The 20,279-nt window shown below is 62.2% G+C and carries 17 protein-coding genes; 15 read left to right on the top strand and 2 right to left on the bottom strand.

The window, feature by feature from the left end; genetic code table 11:
- The first annotated feature begins 16 nt into the window (after positions 1 to 16).
- Positions 17 to 2,020 carry an aldo/keto reductase gene (locus GA0061100_RS31140; protein ID WP_075856729.1) on the top strand — a complete coding sequence of 668 codons (2,004 nt, stop codon included), beginning with the start codon at positions 17 to 19 and terminating at the stop codon, positions 2,018 to 2,020.
- 94 nt (positions 2,021 to 2,114) lie between these two features.
- Here the strand turns inward: GA0061100_RS31140 and GA0061100_RS31135 are convergent, their stop codons facing one another.
- Entirely contained in the window at positions 2,115 to 2,648 is a 534-nt protein-coding gene (locus GA0061100_RS31135) for a methylated-DNA--[protein]-cysteine S-methyltransferase (protein WP_075856806.1), read from the bottom strand.
- Between the two features lie 251 nt (positions 2,649 to 2,899).
- Here GA0061100_RS31135 and GA0061100_RS31130 point away from each other — a divergent pair, with 251 nt between their 5' ends.
- Positions 2,900 to 3,235, top strand: coding sequence for a DUF6665 family protein (locus GA0061100_RS31130; protein ID WP_075856728.1), 336 nt, complete (start codon positions 2,900 to 2,902; stop codon positions 3,233 to 3,235).
- A gap of 3 nt (positions 3,236 to 3,238) precedes the next feature.
- Here the strand turns inward: GA0061100_RS31130 and GA0061100_RS31125 are convergent, their stop codons facing one another.
- Complete coding sequence (locus tag GA0061100_RS31125; RefSeq protein ID WP_075856727.1) at positions 3,239 to 4,441, bottom strand: ROK family transcriptional regulator; 1,203 nt, start codon at positions 4,439 to 4,441, stop codon at positions 3,239 to 3,241.
- Positions 4,442 to 4,671: 230 nt separating this feature from the next.
- Between GA0061100_RS31125 and GA0061100_RS31120 the strand changes: the two genes are divergently transcribed.
- From GA0061100_RS31120 to GA0061100_RS31060, 13 genes are all read left to right on the top strand, one after another.
- Positions 4,672 to 5,910, top strand: coding sequence for an extracellular solute-binding protein (locus GA0061100_RS31120; protein WP_075856726.1), 1,239 nt, complete (start codon positions 4,672 to 4,674; stop codon positions 5,908 to 5,910).
- A 72-nt stretch (positions 5,911 to 5,982) separates the two neighbouring features.
- Complete coding sequence (locus GA0061100_RS31115) at positions 5,983 to 6,867, top strand: carbohydrate ABC transporter permease (protein WP_075856725.1); 885 nt, start codon at positions 5,983 to 5,985, stop codon at positions 6,865 to 6,867.
- A complete protein-coding gene (locus tag GA0061100_RS31110) occupies positions 6,867 to 7,712 on the top strand; it encodes a carbohydrate ABC transporter permease (RefSeq protein ID WP_075856724.1) in 846 nt (281 codons plus the stop codon). Before GA0061100_RS31115 ends, GA0061100_RS31110 begins: the two co-directional genes overlap by 1 nt.
- Positions 7,709 to 8,731 carry an SIS domain-containing protein gene (locus GA0061100_RS31105; protein ID WP_075856723.1) on the top strand — a complete coding sequence of 341 codons (1,023 nt, stop codon included), beginning with the start codon at positions 7,709 to 7,711 and terminating at the stop codon, positions 8,729 to 8,731. Before GA0061100_RS31110 ends, GA0061100_RS31105 begins: the two co-directional genes overlap by 4 nt.
- The gene (locus tag GA0061100_RS31100; protein ID WP_075856722.1) at positions 8,732 to 9,658 is read left to right on the top strand and encodes a PfkB family carbohydrate kinase; all 927 of its coding nucleotides are present in this window, start codon (positions 8,732 to 8,734) and stop codon (positions 9,656 to 9,658) included.
- The gene (locus GA0061100_RS31095) at positions 9,658 to 10,722 is read left to right on the top strand and encodes an ABC transporter ATP-binding protein (protein WP_075856721.1); all 1,065 of its coding nucleotides are present in this window, start codon (positions 9,658 to 9,660) and stop codon (positions 10,720 to 10,722) included. The genes GA0061100_RS31100 and GA0061100_RS31095 overlap by 1 nt, the downstream gene beginning before the upstream one ends.
- Positions 10,723 to 10,871: 149 nt before the next feature.
- On the top strand, positions 10,872 to 12,074 hold the full coding sequence (locus tag GA0061100_RS31090; protein ID WP_075856720.1) for an MFS transporter: 1,203 nt from the start codon (positions 10,872 to 10,874) through the stop codon (positions 12,072 to 12,074).
- 113 nt (positions 12,075 to 12,187) lie between these two features.
- Entirely contained in the window at positions 12,188 to 12,862 is a 675-nt protein-coding gene (locus GA0061100_RS31085; protein WP_075856719.1) for a response regulator transcription factor, read from the top strand.
- Positions 12,859 to 14,196: a sensor histidine kinase gene (locus tag GA0061100_RS31080; protein WP_075856718.1), complete on the top strand. Its 1,338-nt coding sequence runs from the start codon at positions 12,859 to 12,861 to the stop codon at positions 14,194 to 14,196. Before GA0061100_RS31085 ends, GA0061100_RS31080 begins: the two co-directional genes overlap by 4 nt.
- 273 nt (positions 14,197 to 14,469) lie before the next feature.
- Entirely contained in the window at positions 14,470 to 15,102 is a 633-nt protein-coding gene (locus GA0061100_RS31075) for an outer membrane protein (RefSeq protein WP_075856717.1), read from the top strand.
- Positions 15,103 to 15,223: 121 nt separating this feature from the next.
- Positions 15,224 to 16,375 carry an efflux RND transporter periplasmic adaptor subunit gene (locus GA0061100_RS31070; RefSeq protein ID WP_075856716.1) on the top strand — a complete coding sequence of 384 codons (1,152 nt, stop codon included), beginning with the start codon at positions 15,224 to 15,226 and terminating at the stop codon, positions 16,373 to 16,375.
- Positions 16,376 to 16,384: 9 nt separating this feature from the next.
- Positions 16,385 to 19,510, top strand: coding sequence for an efflux RND transporter permease subunit (locus GA0061100_RS31065; RefSeq protein WP_075856715.1), 3,126 nt, complete (start codon positions 16,385 to 16,387; stop codon positions 19,508 to 19,510).
- On the top strand, positions 19,507 to 19,749 hold the full coding sequence (locus tag GA0061100_RS31060) for a hypothetical protein (protein WP_075856714.1): 243 nt from the start codon (positions 19,507 to 19,509) through the stop codon (positions 19,747 to 19,749). Before GA0061100_RS31065 ends, GA0061100_RS31060 begins: the two co-directional genes overlap by 4 nt.
- Positions 19,750 to 20,279: the final 530 nt, after the last annotated feature.

Below are 20,279 nucleotides of genomic sequence, written 5' to 3'. Positions count from 1 at the left end.
AGGAAAGGATCGTTCCATGACTACTGAGACACCAATCCGCTGGGGCATCATCGGCCCCGGCCGGATCGCGCAGACTTTTGCCGATGGTATCGCCCATTCCCGCAGCGGCAAGCTGGTGGCCATCGCCAGCCGCAACCCGGACAAGCCGGGCCTCGGCGACGGTTTTCCCGGCGCACGTATCGTCAACGGTTACGAGGCCCTGCTCGCGGATAAGGAAATCGATGCCGTCTATATCGCCACGCCGCATACCGGCCACGCCGAATGGGCGATCAAGGCGATCCGCGCCGGCAAGCATGTGCTTGTCGAAAAGCCGATCGCGCTTTCGGCCTTCGATGCCGAGGCCATCTACTATGAAGCCAAAAAGGCTGGGGTCTTCGCCGGCGAAGCCTTCATGTATCGCGTCCATCCGCAGACGGCGAAGCTGATCGAACTCATCAAGAGCGGTGCGATCGGCGATCTGCGCATCATCCGCACGTCCTTCGGCTTCAATATGGGCAAGGTCAATCCGGAACACCGGCTGTTTGCCAATGAAACCGCCGGCGGCGGCATTCTCGATGTCGGCGGCTATCCGGTCTCGATGGCACGGCTGATCGCCGGTGCGGTCGACGGCAAGCCGTTCCTTGATCCCGACAAGGTCTCGGGCGTCGGCCATCTCGGCCAGACGGGCGTCGATGAGTGGGCTTCTGCCGTCCTGAAGTTCCCGAACGACATCATCGCCGAAGTGTCCTGCTCGATCATGGCGAACCAGGACAACACGCTGCGCATCATCGGCTCGGAGGGTCGCATCGAAGTGGCCGACTTCTGGTTTGCCTCCGGCCATAAGGGCGGCGTCGGCAAGATCCAAATCATCAAGGGCGGCGAGACCCAGACGATCGAGGTCAAGGAAGATCGCTGGCTCTATTCCTTCGAAGTCGATGCGGCCGGCGATGCCATCCGCGCCGGACAAAAGGAATTTGCCTATCCCGGCATCAGCTGGGCGGATTCGATCGGCAATCTCCGGGTCCTCGATCAGTGGCGCGCTTCGATCGGCCTCGAATATAGCGTCGAGAAAGCGGCAAAGCGGACGAAGAACATCGCCGGCGCGACTGTTGCCAAGGGCAACAGCATTCCGAAGCGAAGCATTCCCGGCATTTCCAAGCCGGCATCGCTCGTCACGCTCGGCTTCGAGTTCTTCCCGAATTTTGCGGCCGCCTCGCTGACGCTCGATGCGTTCTATGAAGCGGGCGGCAATGCCTTCGACACAGCCTATGTCTATGGCGGCGGCAAGACGGAAAGCATTTTCGGCGATTGGCACACCAGTCGCAACGTGCCGCGCGAGGAGATCGTGCTGATCGGCAAGGGTGCGCATTCGCCGCTTTGCTATCCGGATGTGATCGCCAAGCAGCTCGACCAATCCCTCAATCGCCTGAAGACCGACTATGTCGACATCTACTTCATGCACCGCGACAACACCGACGTTCCCGTCGGCGAGTTCGTCGATGCCATGGATGCCGAGGTAAAGGCCGGCCGCATCCGCGGCATCTTCGGCGGCTCGAACTGGACGCGCGCCCGCTTCGACGAGGCGATCGCCTATGCTCAGAAGAACGGCAAGACGGCACCGGCTGCCCTTTCCAACAACTTCTCGCTAGCGGAAATGCTCGACCCGATCTGGGCCGGATGCGTCGCTGCCTCCGACGATGAGTGGAAGACGTGGCTCAATGCCAAGCAGATCCCCAACTTCGCCTGGTCGAGCCAGGGCCGCGGCTTCTTCACCGACCGCGCCGGCCGCGACAAGCGCGACGAGGAGGAATTGGTGCGCGTCTGGTATTCCGACCGCAATTTCGGCCGCCGCGACAGGGCGATCGAACTGGCACAGAAGCTCGGCCGCAACCCGATCCACATCGCGCTTGCCTATGTCGTCGCCCAACCCTTCCCTGTGATACCGCTGATCGGCCCGCGCACGATCGCCGAGCTGGAAGACAGCCTTTCGGCGCTCGATATCAAGCTGACGCCGGAACAGGTGAAGTGGCTCGAGGGCTGAGATAGGCGCTCGACCTGAAAGGCGGCACCTAAACAAAAAGCCCATCCGGGAAACCGGATGGGCTTTTTCATATGCCCGAATGATCGCCGAAAGATCAGGCGGCGAAATCGAATGTCTTCGTATCAGCCCCTTCGAGCCGCAGCAGATAGGCCTTGCGCTCGAGACCGCCGGCAAATCCCCTGAGATCGCCAGCCGATCCCACCACGCGGTGGCAGGGCGCGATGATCGAAATCGGATTGCGGCCATTGGCGGCGCCGACGGCCCGGATCGCTTTTGCCGAGCCGATCTCGGTTGCGATCTGGCGATAGCTGCGCGTCTCGCCGAAGGGGATGGCGAGCAAGGCCTGCCATACCTTCTGCTGGAACTCCGTTCCGGCAAAATCGAGCGGCAGATCGAAAGCCTGTCGTTTGCCGGCGAAATATTCGCGCAGCTGCCGCTCGGTTTCCAGGAGCACGGGATGGCTGTCGTCTTCCGCGACGATCAGCAAGGGCACGCGGCCTGGCCGATCATTGTCCCAGAGGATCGCGGCAAGTCCATCATCGCCGCCGACGAGCTTCAAGGGACCAACAGGCGAGTTCATGATCCGATAGACATAGTGCTTTTCCGCATTTTTCGGAGTTTTGGTCATGCCGATATCCTTTCTTTGAATTGCGCTCATGGCATCGGGCGAGATTGCTTCTGATAGAGCGCTTATGTCCCTATTGGACCTCAAATGACGGTCTGCAACCACCCGAAAAGGAACGGCGGGCAGAGAAATCCAACATTTCCGACTTCAAGCGCCGGGACCACAATGATGCAGGCGGCATGGTCAGGCTTGGGAAAGCGGCTGAGATTGTGTAAAACCGTGAGAGACAGATCATCCAGCATGCGGAGCCCGATATGACAGTTCGCCCGCCGCGCAACTTCAATCCATCGCAAACCAGGGAAACCGGCCTCGGCATTCTCGAATATGAGATGATGTCGGAGAGGGCGAGTTCGCTCGGCCGCCACGGCATGAAGGTCGAGGCAGCGCTTGCCGCCTTGCAGGACGGCGAAGCCAAAGGCAAGGAAGGCGTCGAGCACGAGCGGCTGGTAGATGCCGCCGCCGAAGCTGTCTGGGGCATGTTCATTCACCGCGAGATCTGCGGCCTGCGCAACGGCCGCGACGTCATCCAGCGCTACGGCGTTCCGAACAAGGTGCTAGCGCGCCTCGGCGCCAGCCCGCGCCACCCCTGAATATCAGGATTTCAAGATCGCCGAAAAGCGCGGGTCGAATGCATGGCCGATCGGCTCGGCGGCCGCGCCGCGTGCCACGGCCCAGGGGTCGGTCATGCCGAGCTGGAGGCGGGGCAGCAGCCGGTCGGGGCGATCGGCGTTGGAAGGCAGGAGCGGCTGCATCGCCGCAATCAGCCGCGTCGCCAGCGCTACAGGGGCACCGCCGCACAGAATCACCGTCTGCGGATCGAAGATGGTTTCGATGAGTTGGACACTCCAGCGCAAATCTATCGCCGCCCTTTCGATCCAGGTGAGAATATCAGGATCATCGGCGGCAGCGCGGTCGTTGATCAAAGAATAAATATCGGGCGCCATCGGATCGACGCCGAGGTGATCGTAGAGAGAAGCGAGCGAGGCGCGGTGCTCCAGCTGGGTTTGTTGCCCGCCAGCCGTCAACAGCGCCATGCCAATTTCGCCGGCATTGCCATGGGCACCGCTATAGAGTTCACCGCCGAGAATGAGCCCGGCACCGATACCATAGCCGACATAGAGGCAGACTGCGTGGTCGAGCCCATGGGCAGCCCCCACCATGCGCTCGGCAGTCGCGCAGGCGGCAGCGTCGTTCTGCAGGGTCACATTGAGGCCGGTTCCAGCCGATAAGGTTTCGAGCAAGGGAAAGCGCTGCCAGGCCCCCATCATCCAGGGATTGTCGGCACTATCCTGTTCGATACCAAATGGCCCCGGCATCGCCGCGCCAAGCCCGACAAGGCGCTTTTCCGCCTGCGCGACGCGCTGCCGAAGCTCGGTGCGCACATTCCCTATCAGCTGCAGGACGACGGGCGTGCCCGTCGCCGGTCCGCCGGCCGGCAGGTTCGCTTCCTTGCGGATCAGCACATTGCCGACGAGGTCGACTGCGATGGCGCGGGTGATATGGCGATCTATCTGCAGGCCGATGGCGAAGGCGCCTTCCGGCACCAGGCCATAGGGCGTCGAGGGCTGGCCGCGGCCGCGGCGCACCGTTTCCCTTGATGTCACCAGCCCGTCGTTTTCCAGTTCCTCCATGATGTTGGAGACCGTCTGCTTCGTCAGGCGGGTGGCGCGGGCGAGATCGGCGCGGGAGAGCGCTCCGTTCAGCCGCAGGGCGTCGATGATCACCCGTCGGTTATGGGCGCTGGTGCCTTCGTGGTTCGTTCCGCTCGTAGCCCTGATCGGGCGAATATCGTTCATCTGTTTTTGCCTCTTGACACCAATAGAATATTGAAGAACAAATTAGTCAAGACAATTGACTTAAAAGAAACCACAGAGTTTCATCAGGGAACTTGAGCGAGCCCTAGGGCTCCAAGGACACGCCGATCGATGTTCGGCAGCCGGCCCGGCCAATTGCCTGCTCGACAACCGATGGCGACACCAGCCGCCGTCGGAAAAATCGCGTGACTGTCAAAAAACTGGAGGATGGAATGTTGAAATCATTGAACAAGACATTGCTCGGCGCAGCACTGATCGGCGTATCCTTCGCCTCGCATGCCTTTGCCGAAACCACGATCAATGCCCTCTTCATGGCACAGGCCGCCTATAGCGAAGCCGATGTGCGCGCCATGACGGACGCCTTCTCCAAGGCCAATCCGGATATCAAGGTCAATCTCGAATTCGTTCCTTACGAAGGCCTGCACGACAAGACCGTGCTGGCTCAAGGGTCCGGCGGCGGCTACGACGTCGTGCTCTTCGACGTGATCTGGCCGGCCGAATACGCTACCAACAAGGTTCTGGTCGACGTTTCCTCGCGCATCGCCGACGACACGAAGAAGAGCGTGCTGCCGGGCGCCTGGACGACGGTCCAGTATGACGGCAAGTACTACGGCATGCCCTGGATCCTCGATACCAAGTACCTGTTCTACAACAAGGAAATCCTGGAAAAGGCTGGTATCAAGACCCCGCCGAAGACCTGGGACGAACTGAACGAACAGGCCAAGACAATCAAGGATAAGGGTCTTCTCGCCACGCCGATCGCCTGGAGCTGGTCGCAGGCGGAAGCGGCGATCTGCGACTACGCCACGCTCGTCAGCGCCTATAAGGGCGACTTCATCAAGGACGGCAAGCCGGACTTCCAGACCGGCGGCGGCCTCGATGCGCTGAAATACATGGTCACCAGCTACAAGTCCGGCCTCACCAATCCGAATTCCAAGGAATTCCTCGAAGAGGACGTCCGCAAGGTCTTCGAAAACGGCGATGCCGCCTTCGCGCTGAACTGGACCTACATGTACAACATGGCGAACGACCCGAAGGACAGCAAGGTCGCGGGCAAGGTCGGCGTCGTTCCGGCACCGGGCGTTGCCGGCAAGAGCGAGGCGTCGGCCGTCAACGGTTCGATGGGCCTCGGCATCACGTCCGCCAGCAAGCATCCGGACGAAGCCTGGAAGTACATCAGCTTCATGACCTCGCAGGCGACGCAGAACCAGTATGCCAAGCTCAGCCTACCGATCTGGGCATCGTCCTATAGCGATCCGGCCGTGACGAAGGGCCAGGAAGAACTGATTGCGGCCGCAAAGGTCGGCCTCGCCGCCATGTATCCGCGTCCGACGACGCCGAAGTATCAGGAACTGTCGACCGCACTTCAGCAGGCGATCCAGGAATCGCTGCTCGGCCAGTCTTCTCCGGAAGATGCGCTGAAGACGGCTGCCCAAAACAGCGGTCTCTGATACTCTTACCGGGCGGTGCCAGTCACCGCCCGCCTCTCAATCCTCCATGAAGAATGAAAGAAGGGGCCCGTCATGTCCGGCACCTCCATGACAACTCGCGCCTGGCTCTTGATGCTGCCGCTGCTCGTGGTGATGATCGCAGTCATCGGCTGGCCTCTCGTCGACACGGTCGGCCTTTCTTTCACCGATGCGAAGCTCGTGGGAACAGGCGGCAATTTCGTCGGCATCGACAACTACGCGAAGATGCTGGCGAATTCGAATTTCCAGCGTACTCTGATCACCACCGCGTGGTTCGCGATCATCTCCGTCGCCGCCGAAATGGTGCTCGGCGTGCTGGCCGCGCTGCTGCTCAACCAGAATTTCAAGGGTCGCGGCGTGCTGCGCGCGCTGATGATCCTGCCCTGGGCGCTGCCGACCGTCGTCAACGCGACGCTCTGGCGCCTGATCTACAATCCCGAATACGGCGCACTGAACGCTGCCCTGACCCAGCTTGGCCTGCTGGACGCCTATCGCTCCTGGCTCGGCGAACCGGGCACGGCGCTGACGGCGCTCATCGTTGCCGACTGCTGGAAGAATTTTCCGCTGGTGGCGCTGATTGCGCTCGCCGCCCTGCAGGCCGTGCCGCGCGACATCACCGCCGCCTCGCTGGTTGACGGCGCCGGGCCTTTCAAGCGCTTCCGCTTCGTCATCCTTCCCTATCTTGTGGGACCGCTGATGGTGGCGCTCGTGCTGCGCACCATCGAGGCCTTCAAGGTGTTCGATATCATCTGGGTGATGACCCGCGGCGGCCCGGCAAACAGCACGCGCACGCTGTCGATCCTCGTCTATCAGGAGGCCTTTTCCTTCCAGCGAGCGGGGTCCGGGGCATCGCTCGCCCTGATCGTGACGCTGCTGGTCACGGTGCTTGCCGCCGCCTATGCCGCCCTTGTCCGCAAAACCGCAGGGAGTGCCACCTGATGGAACGCCAGAGCCCGCTCTTCACCTGCTTCATCTACATCTGCGCCATCCTGCTCGCCGTCGTCATCCTGGCGCCGATCGCCTGGCTGTTCATCATGAGTATTTCGCCGGCTGCCGACCTTGCCGCCAAGCCGCTGCGCTGGTGGCCGCAGACACCAGATTTCTCGCGCTACAAGGTGCTGCTGTCGATGCTGGAAAACAGCGAGGGCGCCGCCTTCACCTCGTCGCTGCGCAACAGCATCGAAGTCGCCGGCATGGCGACGATCGCCGCCATCGCGCTCGCCATCCCCGCCGGCTGGGCCGTGTCGCGCACACCGTCCGTGGGCTGGTCGCTCTCCATGGTCATCGCCACCTACATGCTGCCGCCGGTCGCACTCGCCGTGCCGCTCTATATGGGCCTTGCCTATCTCGGCCTGCTCAACAACGTTTTCGGACTTGCGCTCGTCTATCTGACGATCCTGGCACCGTTCACGACCTGGCTGATGAAATCAGGCTTCGATTCCATTCCGAAGGAAATCGAGGCCGCCGCGATGATCGACGGCGCCGGGCTGTTCCAGACCTTGAAGATCATTACGCTGCCGCTGGCCATGCCCGTCATGGCGACCTCGGCGCTCTTTGCCTTCCTGCTTGCCTGGGATGAATTCTTCTATGCGCTGCTTTTCACCTCGGACCAGCGCGCAAAAACCCTCACCGTCGCCATCGCGGATCTCGCCGGCGGCCGTGTCTCGGACTACGGACTGATCGCGACTGCCGGCGTGCTGGCCGCCCTGCCCCCGGTGCTGATCGGCCTTGTCATGCAACGCGCCCTGATCTCGGGCCTGACCAATGGCGGCGTCAAGGGATGACCATGACCAAAGAGAAAACACGCCCCGCCGGCCTTGCCGCCATCGACCGCGAAATGGGTCGCCAGCATGCCGATGCGCTCGCCTCCTTCGAGGCTGCCGCCGATATGGCCGCCAAGGCCGCGGCCTCGCTGAAGCGCACCGGCAGGCTGCTGCTGCTCGGCATGGGCGGCTCCCACGCCGTCAACCGCGCCGTCGAGCCTCTCTATCGCGCCGCTGGCATCGATGCGATCGCACTGCCGCTCTCCGAACAGCTCGGCCAGCCGTTGTCGCTGGAGGGCCGGACGATCTTCATGACCTCCCAATCCGGGGAAAGCGCCGAAGTGGTGCGCTGGTTCAACGAAACGGGCGGGACTGACGACACATTCGGCCTGACGCTGGAGGGCACGTCCTTCCTCGCGAAGACCGCGCCCTCCCTCGTCGGCGCCGGCGGCACCGAGCTTGCCTTTGCGGCAACCCGCAGTCTCACCGTCAGCTTCGCGCTGCATCTGGCGATCTTCGCGGCGCTCGGGCAGGATCCGGCGCCTGCGCTTGCAGTGCTTCGCGCACCTGAAACGCTCGATATCAAGCCGGCGCTTTCGGCTCTTGCGAATGTCGCGACCGTCGTCACCTCAGGCCGCCGCCTGCAGGGTGTCGCCGAGGCATTGGCGCTTGGTTTGACCGAGCTGTCCCGCCGTCCCTGCTTTTCGCTCGAAGGCGGTCAACTGCGCCACGGTCCGATGGAAATGCTGGGACCGTCGATCGGCGTCATCCTCTTCCGCGGCCATGATGCGACCGCCAGCCTCGTGACAGCCATGGCCGTTTCCGCCGCGGAGACTGGTGCGCCCGTCATCGTCTTCGACGGTTCCGGGGAAGAGGCAGTGCCGGGTTGCGTGACACTGCGCTTTAAGCCGGAAACCGGACTTGCCGCCATCTTCCAGATGCTGCCGGTCGCCCAGTCGCTGATGATCGCCTTTGCGGACGAGCGGGTGGAGAATGCCGGCACGCCGGTCCGCTCCACCAAGATCACCCGGAGCGAATGAATGAAGCCGCTTGCAGTCATCGGCAACGTTAATATCGACCTGATCCTCGGGCCGGCAGCGCCTTGGCCGAAGGCCGGCACCGAGATCATCGTCGATCACGACGAGCTGCGCGTCGGCGGCCAGGCGGGCAATAGCGCGCTTGCCTGGGAAGGCCTCGGCGTCGATTACGAGATATCGGCCAATGTCGGCAGCGACCAGTTCGGACGCTGGCTCAGCGAAGCGTTCGGCGCGCGCGGCAGCAAATGGCCTGTCAGACCGGAGGGCACGACGCTCTCGGTCGGCATCACCCATCCCGATGGCGAGCGCACCTTCTTCACAACGCGCGGTCACCTGCCGCGGTTCAGCCTCGACGATGTGCTGGCGGTTCTCGACGGCGAGAGGCTTGCGGGCGGCTATGCGCTGATCTGCGGCGCCTTCCTCACAGAAGATCTCACCCGCGACTATGACGCCCTGTTCGACTGGGCCGACACGCACAGGATTACGGTTGCTCTCGATACCGGCTGGCCGCTCGACGGCTGGACGGAGGCGAATTGCGACGCTACCCGCGGCTGGCTTTCCCGCTGCGGCGTGGCGCTGATGAACGAGGTCGAGACGACGACGTTAGCCGGCATGGACGATCCAGCTGAGGCTGCACGCGCACTTCACGCGCTGATGCCCGAGGGTGCGATCTTCGTCGTCAAGCGCGGTCCGGACGGCGCGATTGCCATCGATGCCGAGGGCAATCTCGTTTCGGCCGCGGCGCCGCGCGTCACGGTCGTCGATACCATCGGCGCCGGCGATGTCTTCAATGCCGGCTTCCTGGCCGCCCTTGCCAGCGGCGAGCCGCCTGCGGCCTGCCTTTCGGCGGGGACCACGGTCGCCTCCCGCGCCATTTCCACTCTGCCGCGCAGCTACGGCCCGGCCCAAGCATCCGAGGAGGCCGTTTAATGAGCGCGCTCGAAATCCAGAACATCCGCAAGAGCTACGGCGACGTGGAGACGCTGAAAGGCATCGATATTTCGCTCGAAAGCGGCGAGTTCCTGGTGCTGCTCGGCTCTTCCGGCTGCGGCAAGTCCACGCTTCTGAATATCATCGCCGGGCTTGCCGAGGCGACGAGCGGCGATATCCGCATCGGCGATCGTTCCGTGCTCGGCGTGCATCCGAAGGATCGCGACATCGCCATGGTGTTCCAGTCCTATGCGCTTTATCCGAACCTCTCGGTTCATCGCAACATCGGCTTCGGCCTGGAAATGCGCAAGGTGCCCGCCGCCGAGCGCGACAAGGCGGTGCGCGAGGCGGCAAAGCTTTTGCAGATCGAACCTCTGCTGGAACGTAAGCCGAGCCAGCTCTCCGGCGGCCAGCGCCAGCGCGTGGCGATCGGTCGTGCCCTGGTGCGCAAGCCGGAAGTCTTCCTGTTCGACGAGCCGCTCTCCAACCTCGACGCCAAGCTGCGCATGGAGATGCGCACCGAACTGAAACGCCTGCACCAGATGCTGAAGACCACGGTCGTCTACGTGACGCACGACCAGATCGAGGCGATGACGCTTGCAACCCGCATCGCCGTGATGCGGGACGGCCGCATCGAGCAGCTCGGCACGCCGGACGAGATCTACAATCATCCGGCGACGCTTTATGTCGCTACCTTCGTCGGTGCGCCGCCGATGAACCTGCTGAAGGCAACCGCCGATCAGGGTTCGCTGCGCATCGATGGAACATCGATCACGCTGCCCATGCCGGCGACGAAGGCCGAGATCAAACAGGGACAGGAGCTGGTTGTCGGCATCCGTCCGGAAACGCTGCGTCTCGATGAAGACGGCAAGCTCGAGGCGGTCTGCGAAGTTGCCGAATTGACCGGTCCCGAACTGATCGTGACCGCGCAGGCGGGCTCGCAGCGGCTGATGGCCTGCCTGCCGCCGCGCACCATGATCGCCGAGGGGCAGACCATCACGCTCGGCTTCGATGCCAGCGCCTTGCACCTCTTCGATCGGGCAACCGGCCAGCGCTGCGAATAGACCTTCGGACCCGCGCATATGATCGCTTGGGTTGGCGCAGGTGACCATTGCGGTTTCCGGTGTCACCTGCAGAAATTTTCAATCCCCGTAATGTTACCGCAAGGCAGCGCCCTGAACCTGACGACACAAACGATCGTCGGGAAAGAACCGTGTTTCAACAATTTCAACGCAGCACGCGCTGGCCTTTTATCGGGCTTCAGCTGAGCAATATCGCCCTGAACGCTAGCCACGCCTTCGCGACCGTTCTTTATCCCTGGATGATGTACGACCTCACCGGCAGCGTCGTCTGCATGGCGCTGATGGCTTTCGTGAATGGCGCCGTGCTTCTGGTCGGCATGGTCTTCGGTGGCTACGTGGCCGAGATGCTGGGTACGCGCTATACCGCGCTCATCTCCGCGAAGGTCGGGATGCTGACGTCGCTGATGATTGCGGCGCTCTACATGGCGGATTTTCTGCACCCAGGCACCTTTCTCCTTCTCAGCTTCATCGGCTCTATCCTCGATGGACCGGCGACTGTCGCGACCGAAGCCAAGACACTGGAAATCGCCCGCCTTTCAAGATTGTCCCCGACCACTGCCAATTCCATCGACGACACGATCGACGGGCTTGTGCTGCTGACGGCATCCGCGGCCAGCGCTTTCGTCATCGCCGTCATCGGCTCGAAGGACGCGGCCTGGTGGATCGTCGTCGGCAACTTCGCCGCGATAATGCTCCTGTCCTTCAGCCTGCCGCGGTTTCGTTTAGGCCCGGCACCGAGACTTGGCGATATCGTCAGTGCCGGAAAGCAGCTCCGCGCTGCGGCCGTGTCGCTGCCATTCACGCTTTGGGCAAGTGCTGCGCTCGGCTTCTTCATCGTGCTGCAGGTCTTCATCGTGCCGGCCGCATTGCGTCTCGAGGGCGCATCGGTGGCATGGCTCGGGCTCTTCATTGCGGCATCGGCAACAGGCACGATCATGATGAACCTGCACCTGGCGTCCCGCCATGCCATGCCGGCGCCTGCGGTCATCGTTTCGAGAGCCCTCCTCGGCCTTGCGCTCTCGATGTGCATTCTATGGATGCAGATTACGCCGCTGACGATGATGTTTACCGGCCTCGTCGCCGGACTGGCAAATGGCTGGCTCTCGCCCGCCTTTGTCGCGATCTTGCAAATGAAGGCGCCGCGCGACTGCCGGCCCTATGTGATGGGTCTTTCCTATTCCGTGGTTCTGCTGTTTCTTCCGCTGGAATATATGCTGACCGGTGCCGCAATCGGCCTGACCTCGTTCCGTACGACCTGCATCCTGCTGATCTTCCTGTTGTCGCTGGCGGCCGCCGTCAGCGCCGCCTGGCTGGAATGCATCCAGACCGACTGACCGAAAACGGTATGAGGGCCGCCAATGCGGCGCACGCCTGGTTGCACGCAATGATACCGTAATGTTCGTCGCTATGTCTTGGACAACACTATTTCGTTTCATGGAGGTTGAGAATGCGCCTCTTGCTTGTAGAGGATGAGCCGCAGATGGCCGAGGCGCTCGCGGCCGCCCTGCACCAATACGACATCATCGTCGATCACGCGCCGAACCTTGATTTTGCAAGGGGCGCCATCGCCGAGCAGGTGCATGACATGATCGTGCTCGACCGGCAGCTGCCAGATGGCGACGGATTGGAACTTATCCGGGATTTGCGCGCGACCGGCGCGACGACGCCTGTCATCGTGCTTACCGCCCGCGGCTCGGTTGCCGATCGCGTCAAGGGGCTGGATTTCGGCGCCGACGACTATCTCGCCAAGCCATTCGCGCTGGAAGAGCTTCTGGCGCGCATCCGCGCGCTGATGCGCCGCCCCGCTGCCGTTGCCCCGATGGTCGCCAAGCTCGGCAGGCTGGAATTCAACCTCGACGACAGGGAAGCCCGGGTCGATGGCAAGGCGCTCGATCTGCCGCGACGCGAACTTCTGGTATTGGAGACGCTCGTCCGCCGCCAGGGCAGAACCGTTCTGAGGGCGGCCCTGGAAGAGGCCGTCTATGCCTTTGACGACGAAATCCAGTCGAACGCGCTCGATTCGCACGTATCGCGGCTTCGCAAGAAATTGGCCGACGCTCAGGCGGGTATCGAAATCCACGGCATTCGCGGCGTTGGCTACCTCCTGAGACCCCTGACATGAAGCATCCCAAATCAAAATCGCTGAAACGCCGGCTCATCGCACAGCTTCTGCTCTTTCAGGTTGGCGTCCTGCTGCTGTTCAGCGTTGCCTTCGTCGCCTATCTGATACAGGCGGGAGACGGTATCGTCCTTTCCGATCCCGAGTTCGCGGATGTCGCCGGACGCGCGATCGAACGCAAACCTGATGGTCATCTTGTTCTCAACGAGACCGAAGAGCTCGTGAAGTTGCGCCAACGTTTGACGGACTTCTGGTTCGTCGCCCGCAGCGACAAGGGCGAGATCATTCAGACCGGCAATGTCCCGGCGGTCTATGCCGTGATGGCAGAGCACCTGGATAGCATAACCTTCGGCGACATCCGGGACACCAAGCCGCCCTTCTCATACCTGGCCGTCATTCGCGACGTATCGGGTCCCGCGGGGGATTTTACCGTGCTTGGCAAGGGCGACGTGTTCAGCATGACATATGCCATCCTGCTGCTCTCCAACCTGCTGATGGTGCCTATCCTTGTCCTCCTCGTCATCATCACGATCGTCGTCATCCCATGGATCGTGAGCCGGGCATTCTCCCGCCTTTCCGTCGTCGCGAAGGAAGCTGAAGCTATCGATATCGACCGGCGCGGTTACAGGCTGCCGGAGGGCGGCATTCCGCGCGAAGTGATGCCGCTCGTCAATGCGATCAACGGTGCCCTGCAGCGCCTCGATGAGGGGCACGAGCGCCATCAGCGGTTCATTCTAGATGCGGCGCATGAATTGCGCACGCCGGTCGCCATTCTGCAGACGCGCGTCGAAACGATCGCCGAAGGGCCGATCCGCAACCGGCTCCTGTCGGACGCCGGTCGCATTGCCGCGCTTGCCGAACAGCTGCTCGATCTGCAGCGGCTGGACGTCACGGGTAAGAACTTCTCCTCGGTCGATATGGTGGAGATCTGCCGCAATGTCGCGGCCGACATGGCCCCCCTGGCAATCGCACAGGGCTATGAGCTCTCGCTGGAAACCGGGCTCGATCGCCTGATCATACAGGGCGATGCCGGTGCGCTGCAGCGCGTCGTCGTCAACGTCGTGCAGAATGCGATCGAACATGGCGGCGGCAAGGGAAATATCACGATCAGGATTGACCGGCACGCCGTCATCGAAGTGACGGACGAAGGGCCTGGCATACCGGCTACGGAACGCGACCGAATCTTCGAACCCTTCCACCGTCTTCATCCGCAAGAGCACGGCGCCGGCCTCGGGCTCAATCTGGTGAAGGAGATCATGCAGCGGCATGGCGGTCATGTGGTCGTTAGCGACAATCCGCAGGGCGGTGCCTGCTTCCGCCTGTGCTTCCCGAGCTGACAGCCTCGCACGGCCGGGCGGCCGCCTCATTAAAAAATAGTTAAAAAATTCCGCTCAACTGTGTAAAAATACTCGATAATTTTTCAAAATTTTCAAATCCTGCAATGTACTCGCAATTCTCACCGGCAAAATGACCTCCATCTCCTGAAGACGATCCGCTCCCCAAGACGGACGGCACCGGAGAACAGCAGGAACCGATGTCCGGTTCTCCAACGCAAACAGAGACCTTGCGAGCGCCGAGGGATGGCGCATGGGTTTCGTATGGAGTTAGCAATGTCGCCCAGCGTAAAATCTTTCCTGTTCGCGGCTCTGGCCATGACGGCCGCGACCAATGCCTCAGCCGCCGATCTCACCACCTATCAAGCCCCGGATGCCGCCGGCTACGACAATCCGCCGGCCTTCCAGTGGAGCGGTGCCTATGTGGGTGTCCATGGCGGCATCGCCTCGCCGAAGTTCAACCCTTTTGCCAACGGCAAGGGCTTTGCCGCCGGCGCGCAAGCCGGCTACAATTTCCAGGTGGGGCCTGGCATCGTCGGCGCCGAACTGGAAGGCTCCTACCTCGGAAACAACGAGCTGCGCGTGCCGAACGGCAAGGTGGAAGAACGCTTCCGCGGTGCCGCCAAGGCCAAGGCCGGCCTGACCTTCGATCGCACTTTCGTCTACGGCACGGCAGGTCTGACGATGACGAAGTTCGAAGGCGGCAAGGGCGTTTCCACCTCCAGCGGCTGGAAGCAGGGCTACCTGCTTGGCGGCGGCGTCGAACAGGGCTTCGGCGGCGGTCTGTCGGCCAAGATCGAATACAACTACGTCATGACCAATGACGTCTCAACGACGACATCGAGCGGCAAGTCCAAGACCGATCTACGTGACCACGTCATCAAGGCCGGCCTGAACTATCGCTTCTGATCGTCTTTTGCAGAGGTCGGCACGCCTTTCAAGCCAAGGCGTGCCCGACGGAGAGCGGCGAAGGATGGCTTTGAAACCCCGCGTCCAATCCTCTCGCCGCTCTCCATCATGAAATGAAAGCATGATGTTGGGTGTCATGATGAACCGTATTTCGAAGATGACGGTCGCCCTTGCGCTGGTGGCGCTGGGAATTGCAGGCGTGGTCATCGCGCCGGCCAGCAACGATGCACGGGATGCTCCTGCCATCGTCGGGCAGACGGCGAGCATCAAGGCGAAGACGGTCGAAGTCGCTCCCATGGAAGTGATGCAGGTGCATCGCCGCAACTACAGGCAGGAGATCCGCATCAACGGTTTCATCCAACCGGCGCGTCGCGTGACGCTGACCGCCAGATTGTCCGGAACGCTGGCCTCCGTCGAGGCCGATGTCGGGATGGCGGTGCAGGCCGGCACCGTCATCGCACGCTTCGACACCGAAACGCTGACGCTTTCCCTCAACAAGCTGGTTGCGACCACCGAAGCCAAGGCGGCAACGCTGCTGCGGGCACAGAAGGACCTGGAACGCACCCGCAGTCTTGCCGCGACGGGTGGCGTCGCCCAGGCGAAATTGACCGAGGTCGAGACCGACGTAGCGGTGCTGAAGGCTGAACTGCGCGCCCTGCAGGCCGAGGAAGCGGAGGCACGGCGCGCGCTGGATGATGCGGTCGTCACCGCGCCATTCGACGGCATCGTCAACAGCCGCAAGATCAATCCGGGCCAGGCTGTGTCGATCAACACCGAACTCTTCGAAATCGTCGACATAGCCAAGCTGGATCTGGCGGCTCTCCTCCCGCCGCAAGAGAGCGCCGGGCTCTCAATCGGCCAGATGGCCGAGATCGAGATCGAGGGCCTGCCGGATAAGCCCCTCTCGGCGCGGCTCGACAGGATCAGCCCCGCGACGGTAGACGGCTCGCGCTCGCTGCAGGTCTATCTGCGCCTCGAACAGGCCGCGGCGGGCCTTCGCGGCGGCATGTTCGGCCATGGCGCGCTTCGGATCGAAAGCCATGACGACATCCTCGCGGTTCCCGCCGCAGCGATCACCAGGGAAGGCGGGGAGACCTTCATCCGGATGATCTCGGATGGCGCCATGCGCCGCCAGCCCATCACCCTCGGCAATGCCCGGATCGGAGAGGATCTCGTCGAGGTTCGGAGCGGTTTGAACGAAGGCGATCACATCATAACCGTCCCCCTCAAGGACGTCGCGAGCGGCACTCCGGTCAAGATCGCCGGGCGCTGAGGATTTTCCATGTTTCTTGCCCGTATCTCCATTCAGCAGCCGGTTTTCGCCACCATGATGATGGTGGCGATCGTCGTGCTCGGTATCGTCGCCTGGTCGCGCCTGCCGGTCGACCTCCTGCCCTCGGTGGATCTGCCGACCGTCGTCGTCTCCACCAACTACGATGGCGCCTCGGCGCTCGCCGTCGAGCAGCAGGTCAGCCGGCCGATCGAGGAAAGCATCGGCGCCATCTCCGGCATCAAGAAGATTTCCTCGCATTCCTCGACGGGCAATTCGCTCGTCATTGCCGAATTCACCCTCGAAACGCCGTCGAGAGCCGCGGCCGACGAGGTGCGCGACCGCATATCGCGATTGCAGGATGTGCTTACCGATGGCGCCGATCGGCCGCTCGTCACCCGCTTCAATCCGCAGGATGCGCCGATCATGTCTTTGGCCGCCTTCTCCGCCGATACCTCCATCAGCCGGATGACGCAGATTGCCGATACGACGATCGTGCCGCGGCTGCGGCGCGTGGCCGGCGTCGGTCAGGTGACACTGGTCGGCGGCAGCGAGGACCAGGTGCGCATTCAACCCGATCCGGTAAAACTGCAATCCTTCGGCATCCCGATCCCAAGCCTGATCGAGGCCATTCAGCGGGCGACCCGCGACAGCGCCATCGGCTCTGTCGTTTCCTCGACGCGCGAGCGCAGCATCACCGTCAGCGTGCAGCCGGGCAGCGTCAAAGAGTTCGCCGACATCGTCATTGCCCAGGACAGTGCCGGCCGCCCGATCCGCCTCTCGGAAGTCACCGACGTGATGGAAGCCGGCGCCGATCCGAAGAGCCGGGCATGGTTCAACGGCAAGCCCGCGCTCGGGCTTGATATCAACAAGCTGGAAGGCGCCAACACCGTCGACGTCGCCAAAGGGGTTGAACGGGAGCTGGCTAAACTTCGGCAGGACGATGCACTCAGGGATATCGGCATCGTCGTCTCGCAGGACAGTTCGCGCACCATCGTCAACCAGATCGGCGACGTTCAACGCACCATCCTCGAAGGCGGCGCGCTGACGATCGTCATCGTTCTTCTGTTTCTCAACTCCTGGCGCTCGACCATCATCACGGCACTGACCCTGCCGGTCGCGGTCATCGGCACGTTTGCCGCCATCGCCGTTCTCGGCTTCAGCCTCAATATGATGACGATGCTGGCGCTGTCGATCTGCATCGGCATTCTGATCGACGACGCCATTGTCGTGCGCGAAAACATCAGCCGTCATGTCGCCATGGGCAAGGATCGCCGGCAGGCAGCACTTGATGGCACCACCGAGATCGGGCTTGCCGTGCTGGCGACGACCTTCTCCATCGTCGCGGTCTTCCTTCCCGTTGCCTTCATGGGCGGCGTGATCGGCCGTTTCTTCCTGCAATTCGGCGTGACCGTCTCCGTTGCCGTCATGATCTCGCTTTTCGTGTCCTTCACGCTCGACCCCATGCTTTCAAGCGTCTGGATCGATCGGCCGGCGGAAGGCCGAAAGGGACGGCTACGGGTGCTGCTCGACCGTTTCGACAAGGTTTTCGAACGGATCGCGCATCGCTATGGCGTTCTGATCGGCTGGTGCCTCGGCCATCGCGCCGTAATCTCCGTCTGCGTCCTCGCCCTGTTTGCCGGCAGCCTCTGCCTCATTCCGAGAATCGGCATGGAGTTCGTGCCGAAATCCGATCAGGGCATGGTCGCCGTCGGCCTCACGCTGCCGGAGGGGTCTTCGGTCGATTATACCGCCGCCAAGATCCGGCAAGCCGAAGACGTCCTGCGGGGCTATCCCGATATCAAGGATCTCTATTCGACTGTTAACAGCGGCGATGGCGGCAACACGAACGAGGCCAGAATCGCGGCTTCGATGGTGGCGCCAGACAAGAGAAGCATGACTTCGGTGACCATCGCGCCGAAGCTGCGCGACGCGCTGAGCTCTGTCGCCGGTGCCAGGATCGAAGTGGGCCAATCCGGAGAGGTTTCAGGCGCTCAGGCCAAGACAATCCAGATATCGATCCTCGGTGGGGATCTGAGCGTGCTGGAGGACATATCACGCGACATGATGACCAAGCTCGGCAAGGTCGCCGGGATCATCGATCTCGAATCATCCGCCGACCGGAAGCGGCCAATGCTGATGGTGCGGCTGCGCGCGGACGAAGCGGCCGATCTGGGGATCTCGACCGCGACCATCGAGCGCAATCTCCGCCCGCTTGTGGCCGGCGAGAAACTGACCAGCTGGGCGCATGGCGGCGACGAATCGCGTTATGTCGCCATCAGGCTGCCGGAGAGCGGACGCCGAACGGTCGAAGATCTCGCACAGATCCCCATTCCCGTCGAGCGCAGCGGCGGAAAAGGTCCCGCGACCGTGCCGCTCTCCCAGGTGGCCGATATCACGGAGACCCTGGCACCGAAGACGATCATCCGCCGCGATGGCGACCGCGAGGTTCGCCTCTCCGCCAATCTGAGCGGCCGGCCGCTTGCTGATGTTGTCCGCGCAGTCCAGACAATCATCGATGCCGAAACCGTGCCGATGGGCTATCGCATCGCCATCGGCGGCGAAGTGGACGACATGGCCGAAAGCTTTGGCTATGCGGCGCAGGCGTTGATCCTCGCCGTCGTTTTCATCTACCTTATTCTTGCCTCACAATTCGGCTCCTTCGTGCAGCCGGTCGCAATTATGACGAGCCTGCCGCTTTCGATCAGCGGGGTGTTGATCGGCCTTCTCGTGACCGGATCGACGATCAACATCTTCTCGGTCATCGGCTTCATCATGCTGATGGGCCTTGTGACGAAGAACGCCATCCTGCTTGTCGATCACGCCAACAAGCGACGGCGGGAAGGCACGAGCATGCACCAGAGCCTGATCGATGCCGGCATTGTCCGCTTTCGGCCCATCATCATGACGACCTCTGCGATGATCATCGGCATGATGCCGCTGGCGCTCGGCTTCGGTGAAGGCGGTCAGGAGCGGGCATCGATGGCGCATGCCGTGATCGGCGGCCTCGTCTCATCCACGGCGCTAACGCTCGTCTTCGTGCCGGTGGCCTTGTCGTTGATCGAAAGCTGCCGGACAATGCTGAAGAGGAAGCAGGATCGGTTGGAAACAGATCGGATGAAGGATGCGGCCGAATGAGGAGGAAGGTACCCTGGTTCCGCGTGAAGACCTATGGCTATGGAGCCGGCCTACCCTGCCACTGGCAGGGGTGGGTTGCGATTGCGATCTACGCGATCGTGCTCGCGGCAACCATTGCCATGGCCACGCCCTATGCAAGCAATAAGCCGATCGCCTATGCCGCCGCGATCGCCATACCGACGGCACTGTTTATCTTCGTTGTCTGGTGGAAAAGCGATGCCCCATGGCGTTGGCGATGAGGCAAGCTCGAGGACGCGGAGAAGGATTGATATCGAGGCTCTGGCCGGAACAGCTTGCCGATCAGAGAGTGTCAGGTTTGGAGAACATATCCGCAAAAAGGGCGTCCCGTGCCCTTCCGCCAGCCGACCCGGGTATCTTTCGTTCTTCGCCGGCGAGGCGCGCAAAGACGATCCTGCAATTTCCCTTGACCGCCCAGCCGACGAACCAGCCATACATCTTGGTGCCGTCAGGGCGCACCAGCCTTTGAGGCAGGCGTGGTACCGGTCTTGCCGAAGACATGCCAGCCTGATGAGCGCACTCGGTAGTCGGCTATCTTTGCCCTGTTCGATACTTCTGTAAGGGGATTCGTGCGTCGCATGGCGCTGCGGTCACGAGATTTTCGAGACTTTGTCGCAATGACTTTTGGTTATTGCCTTTGGGCCATTTTCTTGATGCTCGTGGGGGATCTTCCGTTTTGGCACGGTTTAAGGTTCTGCGGGGGATGGGCTAGCGATGGCTAAGGGAAAGCGAAGCCTTGGGGGAAAGCGAA

This window comes from Martinezella hainanensis, from assembly GCF_900094555.1.
In the GTDB taxonomy this organism is placed as follows: Bacteria; Pseudomonadota; Alphaproteobacteria; order Rhizobiales; family Rhizobiaceae; genus Rhizobium; species Rhizobium hainanense.
Note: the sequence above shows the minus strand (reverse complement) of the source record. Positions and strands in the feature narration are given on the sequence as shown.